The sequence below is a fragment of the Listeria tempestatis genome, from assembly GCF_963575625.1.
GTDB lineage: Bacteria > Bacillota > Bacilli > Lactobacillales > Listeriaceae > Listeria > Listeria tempestatis.
On record NZ_CAUYTK010000018.1, the window covers coordinates 33314 to 43410 of the forward strand.

At 37.1% G+C, this 10097-nt stretch carries 10 protein-coding genes; all 10 read right to left on the reverse strand.

Features of this window, described 5'->3' with window-relative positions:
• Positions 1–22 precede the first annotated feature (22 nt).
• Complete coding sequence (locus R8923_RS13915; protein WP_485873361.1) at positions 23–1249, reverse strand: hypothetical protein; 1227 nt, start codon at positions 1247–1249, stop codon at positions 23–25.
• Between the two features lie 23 nt (positions 1250–1272).
• A complete protein-coding gene (locus R8923_RS13920) occupies positions 1273–2676 on the reverse strand; it encodes a lipopolysaccharide biosynthesis protein (protein WP_485873362.1) in 1404 nt (467 codons plus the stop codon).
• A complete protein-coding gene (locus R8923_RS13925; protein ID WP_485873363.1) occupies positions 2677–3381 on the reverse strand; it encodes a CpsD/CapB family tyrosine-protein kinase in 705 nt (234 codons plus the stop codon). It lies immediately after the preceding gene.
• On the reverse strand, positions 3359–4075 hold the full coding sequence (locus R8923_RS13930; RefSeq protein WP_485873364.1) for a YveK family protein: 717 nt from the start codon (positions 4073–4075) through the stop codon (positions 3359–3361). The genes R8923_RS13925 and R8923_RS13930 overlap by 23 nt, the downstream gene beginning before the upstream one ends.
• Positions 4059–5117 carry a glycosyltransferase family 4 protein gene (locus tag R8923_RS13935; RefSeq protein WP_485873365.1) on the reverse strand — a complete coding sequence of 353 codons (1059 nt, stop codon included), beginning with the start codon at positions 5115–5117 and terminating at the stop codon, positions 4059–4061. The genes R8923_RS13930 and R8923_RS13935 overlap by 17 nt, the downstream gene beginning before the upstream one ends.
• Positions 5114–5806, reverse strand: coding sequence for a WecB/TagA/CpsF family glycosyltransferase (locus R8923_RS13940; protein ID WP_485873366.1), 693 nt, complete (start codon positions 5804–5806; stop codon positions 5114–5116). The genes R8923_RS13935 and R8923_RS13940 overlap by 4 nt, the downstream gene beginning before the upstream one ends.
• Positions 5807–5852: 46 nt before the next feature.
• Positions 5853–6515, reverse strand: a complete 663-nt coding sequence (locus R8923_RS13945; protein WP_485873367.1) for a sugar transferase — start codon at positions 6513–6515, stop codon at positions 5853–5855.
• Positions 6505–7773 carry a nucleotide sugar dehydrogenase gene (locus tag R8923_RS13950; protein WP_485873368.1) on the reverse strand — a complete coding sequence of 423 codons (1269 nt, stop codon included), beginning with the start codon at positions 7771–7773 and terminating at the stop codon, positions 6505–6507. The genes R8923_RS13945 and R8923_RS13950 overlap by 11 nt, the downstream gene beginning before the upstream one ends.
• A 38-nt stretch (positions 7774–7811) precedes the next feature.
• Positions 7812–8276 (reverse strand): DUF4352 domain-containing protein, encoded by a 465-nt coding sequence (locus tag R8923_RS13955; RefSeq protein ID WP_485873369.1) that lies wholly within the window; start codon positions 8274–8276, stop codon positions 7812–7814.
• A gap of 134 nt (positions 8277–8410) precedes the next feature.
• On the reverse strand, positions 8411–10097 hold a 1687-nt coding region (locus R8923_RS13960; protein WP_485873370.1), incomplete at its 5' end, for an immunoglobulin-like domain-containing protein.

A 10097-nucleotide genomic window follows, 5' to 3' on the forward strand; every position in this document is an offset into this window, starting at 1 on the left:
GTAGCTTCTGATTTCACTAAGTTCATTCTTCTTTCTTAGATACAGTTTGTTTTATATAAAAAATCATGTAGAGCATACTAAGTGTTAGAACAACGATACTTTTTGATACTAAAATGGTATCAACTGGACTTGTAAATAGTGCATAAACCAGTGGAACAGTGACAATGAACTTTAATTTAACATTTGTGGTTGGAAGACTTTTCACAATATCTCTTAATACCAGTACAAATAGAGCGATGATGAGAATGCAACCTATAAAACCGACTTCCCCTATAATCATAGCCCAATAAGAATCCGTCGCGAATTGTGGATTACTCGGCGCAAGCCCCCATACTCCGTCAAGACCATACTCAGAATAGTAGGGCGAATAATTAACACGCGCTGAATTTGAACCGAACATACCAAGCCCACCACCAAGCGGAAAATAGTTTTTGGCAATCTTCATTGAAGTTTGTAGTAAAAGACCACGTGCTTCCTGTGTCGCTCCGAAAAACTGATCCATAATACGATCAAAATTAAACCAGACAAAAATACCACTAAGCAAAGCAATAAGCCCAATCGGAATTCGTTTTATATAAGGAAACAGAAGCAAAAGAAGAAAGAAACAAAGATAAAAACCGATGGAAGTACTTCTCCCTGCGATAAAAATCAAAATAAAATTAAGCAACAAGTAAAAATACGGCGGTTTCTTTTGATCCACAAGTTTAAAAAAAGTAGTTAGCGTGGATAGAATCAAAATAACCAAAGCAAATTGAGCAGGATGTCCAAAACCAAATGAATACGTTTGGATGCCAAAACGAGTATCAAATGGCTCCAAAAGAGGCACAAAGAAATGGATGACGTACACAACTAAACAAGAAATTGTAACCAACCAAGCTAAGAAAGTAAAGAGCGGTTTGGTCGATGTAACATCAATGTTTTGAAATAAATATTTGCCACTTAAATAAAGCAAAATAAATTTGACAATACTGAAGAAAGTGAGGAGTTGCTGCGCAATTGTATTTTGATGGAGTGTAAATAAATTAGGCATAATCGCCATAATGAAAAATAAAAATAGAACTCCGATTATAGTCATTTCGCTCCTTGAAATGATTTTTTTCCCCTGCACAGATTCATAAATCGCTTTAAATAAAGCCGCAATAAGGAAAAGTACCACAACACCATTTTCTACCATGCCTCCAGTAGGAATGAATTGGGCGATAAGATTTGAAAAAAGAGCAAATAAAAATAATCCGATGAATAAGTGCATATATGATTCTCCTTAACGCTCATTTAACGTCTTTTTTTTAATAGAACCTTAATCAATCGATAACATTGAATAAATAATGGAAATTGAAAAACAAGTACGAGTATACTCAAGCTAAATAAAATTACTGTGGACGGGTGGTGACCAAAAGAAAGATAACTACATTCAATAAGGAGTAGGAATAAAGAACCGAAAAAGCTCCATTTATGCATCATAAACTGCAATTGTTTTGTTTGAAGTGCTCGAATAATCCACGTGACGAAAAAACCGACAAACGTTGCGATAGATGCTGCTAACACACCAAATTTTGGCACAAATCCAATTGTAATTGCCATCGAGATAGCACTTCCAATAAAAGATGTTAATAAAAGTTGCCGTGTTTTTTTCGTAATCATATAAGAAACTTCAATGAAGCTTGAGAAGCTTGAAAAACAAGCAGCTAAAAGTAGAAACGGAATAAAAATCCATACACTATGATAGGCTGGGGCAAATAGAGACGTCACAAGGGGCTGAATGATGCATAATAAGATGGCAACTCCACTAAAAAATAAAGATGAGTAGGCGGAAAAAACCTGTGCGAAAAAATGATTTTGGTTTTCTTTTTTTTCTTCTAGTGCGGTTAAACTCCAAGCTTGGAAAAACACCGTATGAACTAAAGATAAGATGCTTGGAATTTTAGCTGCCACCGTATATAAACCGGCTGTGCCGATACCTAAAAACCAGGTGATAATATAGCGATCAGCAACTTGCAAGAGCCACCAGAGTAGCGAATTTGGGATGAGAGGTATCGAATAATGAAGCATCTTTTTCAGGAGACTAAAACGGATACCTGACCACTGGAAAAGCGAGATAACTCGCCCGCAAGCTAGGAATATGACATTTCCTATAAAAAAGGAAAGTACTTGGGAAAATAAAAATCCTGTTACACCCATATTCAAGTATTTTAGGCAAATGATATTACTTACAAGTAAGACAACGGTTATGACTAAACCTGCTACCGCGTATAGTTTTAACTTATTGACGGAGCGTATTTGTTGTTGGAGGATAAAGTAAAGAGACTGACAGGCGATAAGTAGCACAATCAAAAGAGCTAGGATCGAAAAACCGCTTATGAGTGTGAAAATTAGGTAGGTAATGGCAACAAGTAGCATACTGAAAAGCCATACCCCAATAGCTGAGCTAAAGGTTCTTTCCTGTTTTTCTTGCTCAAGGTTAAAGCGAAATAAGCCATCTGCAATACTTAATGTTAGGATTGGAAGAATAACTGAAACGGACATAACAATCAAGTCAGCTAGACCATATTCTTTTGGAGTTAAATAATAGGTGTAAAACGGGACGAGAAGAAAAATAAGCAATTTACTGCCAATATTCCCAAGTCCAATGATAAAAATATTATGTCCAAGTTTTTTTAATGATTTTCCGTTATTCACTTATGCGTCACGCTCCGTATAGTAGTAATCAAGTTTTTTCATCTGTGTGTTATTAAAAATGGTCCCGATAATAGGGGCGTTCGCATCTTTAAACATTTTAATCGCTTTTCGAACTTCTTGTTTTTTTGAATAACCATTTTTAGCAACAAATACACAACCGTCTACCCATTTTGAAATTAGGAGTGCATCTGTAACTGGCAAAACTGGTGGCGTGTCAATAATAATAACATCATAATGTCCTTTTAAGATACTCAGAAGTTGCCCCATTTTTTTTGAGTTTAAGATGGCATAAGGAGAAGAAGGGCGCGTTCCAACTGGAAGGATATCAAATTCACCTTGAACAATTTCTACAATAGCATCCTCTAATGGGATGGATTGTGAGGAACCAAGTAAACCAGTTAAACCCATTGATAAATTTGCTTTTGGAAAAACGAATCTTAATGATGGTTTGCGTAAATCTAAATCAATGAGTAATGTTTTTTTACCACACTGTGCATATGTTGCTGCCAAATTAGAAGCTATCATCGTTTTACCACTATCTTGAGTTGGCGACGTCACTAAAATGGTTTGGAATTGCATATCAATATTTAGCATCTCTATATTCGTTTTAATAGTCCGAAAATATTCTGCTTGCTCTGAAGTTGGGGCATATAAGGATACGAGTCGATTTTTCAAGTCACGTTTATCTGTTTTTTTCATCTTCATCTTGCCATCCTCTCTTGCGGGGTTCATAAACTTTAATTTTTCCAACAGAACCTAGTAGCGGGATGCCTAACTCTTCAAAATCTTCTTCGCGTTTCATTTTACTCGAAAAGATAGTTTGAAATAGCAAATGGATAGTCCCGATAAAAAAACCTCCAATAAGACCAACAAAGCCAAATAATAATGGGTTTGGAAAAATGGGTTTTTCAGATGTTTTTGTTTCAGCAAGGGTAAGTAGCTCTAAACTACTTGTGCTCACCATTTTCGGTGTAACTTTAATAAATTCTTTTGCAGTTGTATTGGCAATTCGCGCAGCTTCTTTTGGGCTGTCTGTTGTAACCATAATATTAATGACTTGCGAATTTTCCTCCGTTGTAGGCTGAACCATACTTTTTAGTTCGCGGACAGAGTATTGTCCGTCTAGGTCACGACTAACTCGGCCCAATACTTTCGGACTCATAATAAGTGCTTTATACGTATTAATCATTTGTAAATTAGCTTGAACTTCTGAACCCGCATTCGTTGTCTCACTTGACGGTACAACAATGACTTGAGACTCCATTTGATAGCTTGGAGTAATTAAAAACAGCGAAATACAAACTGCGGTAACACACCCTAATAAGGTCCAAATAAAAAGGAGCCATTTATGTTTGAAAAACAACTGCCAGAGTTCACTTAAATTAAATTCTTGATTCAAGTTTATCACGCACCATTTCTTTAGTCATTGTAGTTTTATATTCATTATGCCAAGCCTTGTTATAGGCTTGAATGGAAAATTGGTCATTCACGGTTTGACGCGCATTAACTGATAACTCTTGTCGCACATTTTGATTTGCTAAAAAATAATCAATTTGTTGAACCATAGCTGGAATATCTCCAGCCTTTGTTAAAAGACCATTTCGCTTATTTGTTAATAATTCTGGAATTCCACCAACCGTGCTAGATAAATTTGGAATCCCAGCTGCCATAGTTTCTAAAATAGCCATGGGAAGCCCTTCATGATAAGAAGGTAAAAAATGAAGGACTGTTTCTTCTAAAATTGATTTTTTATCTGTAACCCAGCCACCTAATGTAACATTTGGGATATGTTCTGTTTGAATAATTTGCTTCACTTTATCAAGTTCCCCGTCCCCGTATAATACGAATTGATACTCTGGATGGCGTTTATAAATTTCTTTCGCCACTTTCAAAATATCATAACTTCCTTTTCGGTTACCGATGCGACCGAATGTTACAATTTTTTTTGTGTTTGAATGGTAGTAAGACTCACTTGGAATAGGAACAGCGTTTGGAATAACTGTAATATTTGTTGTTGTTAATGTTTCATAAAAGCGACGCCACTCTTCACTCAGTACCACAACCTGATCAGCTTTATTAAAAATCGAACGAATCCATTTTTTAATAAAAAAGGGGCTTTCCTTGTAAAACACATCGAATGAAGAGGCGTGCATGTGTAAAATAACGTGACTTTTTTTATAACTCCCTAGTAAAAACCATGCTTTCCGGAAAAAACTGCCTTTTTGGGCAACGTGCAGATGCACAATATCAGCTTTTTGTTTGCGCATTTGAAAAAAAGATTGACAGGCGTGTTTGAATCGGTACAAAAGAGAACCGCCATCCCATGAAGAAAGGTAGGTTATTGTTGTATCAGCATAATCAAAGTATTTTTTAGAATTCTCGATGACCGTTGCAATGCCACCTTTTGCGGAACTATTCGGACCAATCATTGTAATCTTCATCGTGTGCTCCTTTTCTCTGCTAGTAAATGTTTTAAAAATATCAAATTTCCAATGAAATAACGTTTAAACATACGACGCGGTTCTTGAATGAAACGCCATAGCCACTCACAACCTATTCTTTGGAAAAATTTTGGTGCCCGTGTTGTTTTACCAGCCATAACATCAAAGCTACCACCAACTCCCATTACAAACGGAACATTCATTTGATTTAAATGTTGATTAATCCAAAATTCTTTTTCCGGACTAGAAAAAGCAACAAACAACATATCTGCATGACTATTTTGGATGGCTGTCGCAATTTCCTCTGAATCATCACGGTCAAAATAGCCGTTCTGATAGCCCACAACACTTGCGCCAGGATAGCGTTCAACAATGATGCGCCTTACTTCCCGAACAACTTCTTCAGTTGCGCCAAGCAGGAAAATCGAGTAACGCTCTTCGCTTGCCACTTCAAGTAGACGCATCATCAGATCAATTCCTGTTACGCGCTCTGGAATTCGTTTGCCAAGAACTTTACTTGCGAGAACGATACTCGAACCATCTGCATTGATAAGTGGACAAGCATTGACAATATCACGTAATGCTTTATCTTTTTGCATTTGATTAATTTTCCCTGCATTCACCACAACATGTTGCGTAGGAATTCCTTCTGCAATAATCATTTTGACTCGTTCTACTGTCTCGTCCATTGTTATACCGTCCACGTAACTGCCTAATAATTGAATACGCAACTCTTCACATACCCTTTCCAAAAATCGTAATTTCTTTAAATGTTAGGATCATAATTTTTAGATTAAAAAAGAGGTTTCGTTTTTCGATATACGCCAAATCAAGATTAATCATCTCTTCAAAGCTCAGCGAATTGCGTCCACTTACTTGCCATAAACCCGTACAACCCGGTTTTACAAGTAGCCGTTTTTTGTCACGATCTGAATACATGACATATTCGCGTTCGAGTGGCGGACGAGGACCAACCATACTCATTTCCCCTTTTAATACGTTGAAAAATTGAGGAAATTCATCGATACTCAACTTCCGAATGATTTTGCCCACCTTTGTAATGCGAGGATCATTTTTCATTTTAAACATGTGTCCCTCTACTTCATTTTCTGCCATTAACTCAGTAAGACGTTTCTCGGCATCGGTATACATACTTCGGAATTTATACATCTGAAATTTTTTACCACCTATCCCCATTCGAGTTTGTCTGAAAAGAACAGGTGCCTTAGGATTTTCTAGTTTAATAAGCAACCCTGTAATGAGCATAATAGGAGAAAAAACCAAAAGAGCGAATAATGCTGCGCATACATCTACAAAGCGAATAAGAATATCATTAGCTGGACTTTTTTTAAGCGTGTGCGGAAATATCGATGTATCTTTTTTAGTATTAATATACATATTCATCTTCCTTTTGTTTTATTTTTGATAAATTCCCTAAATTCAGATATATAGAATCACGTACATATTCTTGAACCACATTTTTAGTATCTAAAATGACTACTTGTGCCATTTGTTTCGTGAATGTTTCGTCTAGTTTTTTAAACTCCTCATGATCTGTCAAAACAAGCAATAGAGAGCTATCAGTCATCGCAACTTCTTTGGAATCAGAATATGCGGGCACATGTGGCTCAAAAATACCCACCTCATATTTTTCTTTCAATGCCTCCATAATTTCCATTGCAGGACTTTCTCTTATGTCATCAATATTGCCTTTATAGGTTAAGCCTAAAACGCTAATTTTATTCGTCGGTGCAGCCGCCATGATTTTGTCGACCTTCGCTTCGATAAATTTCGGCATCGATACATTGATGGCTCTCGCCGTTTGAATGAGCGGAGATACTTCCGGCGCCGCCGCAATTACAAAATAAGGATCAACAGCTAAGCAATGCCCGCCCACGCCTGGTCCTGGCGCATGCAAATTAACACGGGGATGTAGATTCGCCATTTCGATAACTTTCAAAGCGTCAATATCAAGTTGTTCTGAGATTTTGGCTAGTTCATTGGCTAGCGCAATATTTACGTCACGGAACGTGTTTTCCATCAGTTTACTTAATTCCGCCTCACCCGCTTTAGCCCGAATGAGTTGTCCTTTAACAAATGTTTGATAAATTTTCATTGTTTCGGTTGTGCAAGTCTCTGTGATTCCGCCAATAATACGGGGATTATGAATCATTTCATGCATAATATTTCCTGGCAAAACGCGTTCTGGGCAATGAGCAAGAAAAATATCTTCACCAATCACAAAGCCCGCTTCTTCAATCATAGGTTGAACAATATCCTCCATTGTTCGCGGGGCGATGGTTGATTCAACAACAACTACATTTCCTTTTTGGATAAAAGGGAGAATGGCATTAACGGCTGAAATCAAATAGCGATTGTCACAGCTCTTGTATGCATCATCTCGATTGGGAGTCGGGACAGCGATGATAAAGGCGTCTGCAAAGCTCGGTTCCGTTGCGGCTTCAAAAAATTGATTTTGAACAACGTCTTTGAAAAGTGACTGTAAACCTTTTTCTTCAATGTGAATGTGCCCACTATTTAGTTGATTGACAACGTCTTTTTTTGTATCTACCCCACGAACCTTTATTCCGTGGTTAGCAAAGACGATTGATGTTGGAAGTCCTATATATCCTAATCCGATAACATTAATTTTCATTGTATGAAAAACACCTTTCTTTCTATAAGTTGCCCTTTTTATTTTGCAGGAACTTTGAGTTGCCACTGCGCCATCTTTTTACCTAGCGGCTCGTAGTATACCGTGACAGATTTTGAACCCGCAGGAATTTCATAGTATCCTGTGCCCGTTATGCTTTTGTCTGCCTGAATAGCCGTGCCGAAGTTTTTTTCTTCTAAGCCATAAACCGAATATGTCTTCCCACTGTCGGTTTTAACTTTAAAATCATTAGCTCCCACACCACCTTCTGTTTTACTTGTGTTTTTTACTTTAAATGTAACTTGTAGCATATCCTTCTTATCAGAAGACTCACCAAAACCTGTTTTCACATCTTGTACAGTTATTTGTAAGTCATTAGAAGTTTCTACCATTTTTCCAACTTCATTTTTCACTTTAGGACTTTCTTCTTTTGAGTTATTGGAGGTGCAGCCTGATAAAAAGACTACTATAGCAAAAGCAGTTAAGCTTAGGATTATTTTTTTCATGTATAAAAGCAACCTTTCCATGATGAGAATCTTTTTTTGAATGTATTTAAAATCATGTATCAATATGATTCGTTTTCAAATGAATATTTAATAAGTGAAAAGGCCCCACAAAAGGCGGGCCTTTTCGATTGTCATTAGTTTAAAATTGTTACAGGCTTTTCATCCATAAGTAGCCCATTTTTATCTATTAATTGGATTTTTACTACATCCGTTGTCGAAGAGATTTTATTTTTCATTCCAACATAATAGCTAAAGTTTCCGCTAGAAAGCGTTCCACCTGCTGGAAGAGCTGTGCCATTTACGATGACACGAATTGTTTTTCCTTCACCCGTATAAGTTCCTGTTAGAGAGCTTGTTGATAGAGAGAAAGTGGCAGGAGTGATAGTCCCAACTGCTGGTTGAGCAGCTAATAATTGGACAGATTTAGAATCTAATTCACGACCATTTTTATCGAAAGCTGCAATGCTTACGACATCTGATGCAGATTTAATCTTGTCACCAATCCAAAAGCTTAGACGACCATCAGCAATAGTTCCACCAATATAAACTGTTCCATTAATTGTCACCTTAACACTGTTAACTGCACTGGAAACATTGGCTGTTAAGAATGTATCACCTGGAACCGTGTAGGCATCAGGTTGGATATCCCCATAAATATTTTTAATGTCAACATCCTTCACATCCAGTTGTTTGCCATATGCGTCATATCCATAAATCTTAACAATATCGCCAGAAGATGTGATTTTGTTACCAATATAGAAGTTAATACTTCCGTCAGCTACTGTTCCACCAGTGTAAATATTACCGTTAATAGATACTTTGACAGATTTAACATCACCAGTATAACTTCCTGTTAAGAAGGTATCCTTTCCTGCTGTAAAGAGGTCAGGTGTCACTGTTCCTGTCGTAGTAGAAGAAGCACTTGTAACATTGACAGCTTTTTGATCAAGTATTTGGCCGTACGCATCGAAGGCTGTAATTCTTACAATATCATTGGCAGATTTAATTTTATCCCCAATATAGAAGTTAACTTGGCCATTTGTAACAGTACCACCTGCATAATCTACACCATTAATGTTGACTTTGACTGTTTTCACATCGCCTGTATAGGAAGCTGTTAAAAATTTATCTGTTGGAACGGTGAACGTATTCGGTGTAATCGTTCCAGAAGTATTTGGTTTTGTGACACTAACTGCTGATGTCGCAATCTTATTCCCATTCCGGTCAAAACCGTTCACAACAACTGAATCCGTTGTGTTTTTCACTTTATCCCATGCATAGAAGATGAAAGTACCGTCAGCGTTCAAAGTACCACCACGGTATTCAACGCCTCCCACACTGACACTTAGACTTTTCACATCGCCAGTGAATGTACCTGTGATTGATTTATCAATACCAATAACAAAAGGATTAGCATTTACTGTACCTGTTCCAACTTGACTGTCATTGGCGTCTAACAATGAAACAGCAGATGTTGCAATTTTGTTGCCGTATCTATCATAACCATTCATGATAGCTGGTTTCGTTTTATCTGTAATAGTATTTAATGCATAGAAGGAATAAGAGCCATCACTATTTAATGTTCCACCTTTATATTCCATTCCGTCATAAACTAAACCAAGGGAAACCACATCACCAGTGAAAGTTCCTGTAACTGATTTATCTTGGTGAATCGTGAAGGTATTCGTTGTAATCGTTCCAGTTCCTGGAGGATTTGGCGTATTGTTTGCAACAATTGAGCCTGTTTTAGTATCCAGTACTTTCCCACTAGCATCTAATCCTTCAATTTTAAAAGTACCTAATTCTGAAATCTTGTCATAA

Bases quoted from the DNA above. Each gene is read 5' to 3' on its own strand.
- R8923_RS13915 (WP_485873361.1), bottom strand. From the start codon at position 1,249: ATGCACTTATTCATCGGATTATTTTTATTTGCTCTTTTTTCAAATCTT.
- R8923_RS13940 (WP_485873366.1), bottom strand. From the start codon at position 5,806: ATGGACGAGACAGTAGAACGAGTCAAAATGATTATTGCAGAAGGAATT.
- R8923_RS13925 (WP_485873363.1), bottom strand. From the start codon at position 3,381: ATGAAGATGAAAAAAACAGATAAACGTGACTTGAAAAATCGACTCGTA.
- R8923_RS13935 (WP_485873365.1), bottom strand. From the start codon at position 5,117: ATGAAGATTACAATGATTGGTCCGAATAGTTCCGCAAAAGGTGGCATT.
- R8923_RS13945 (WP_485873367.1), bottom strand. From the start codon at position 6,515: ATGTATATTAATACTAAAAAAGATACATCGATATTTCCGCACACGCTT.
- R8923_RS13955 (WP_485873369.1), bottom strand. From the start codon at position 8,276: ATGAAAAAAATAATCCTAAGCTTAACTGCTTTTGCTATAGTAGTCTTT.
- R8923_RS13950 (WP_485873368.1), bottom strand. From the start codon at position 7,773: ATGAAAATTAATGTTATCGGATTAGGATATATAGGACTTCCAACATCA.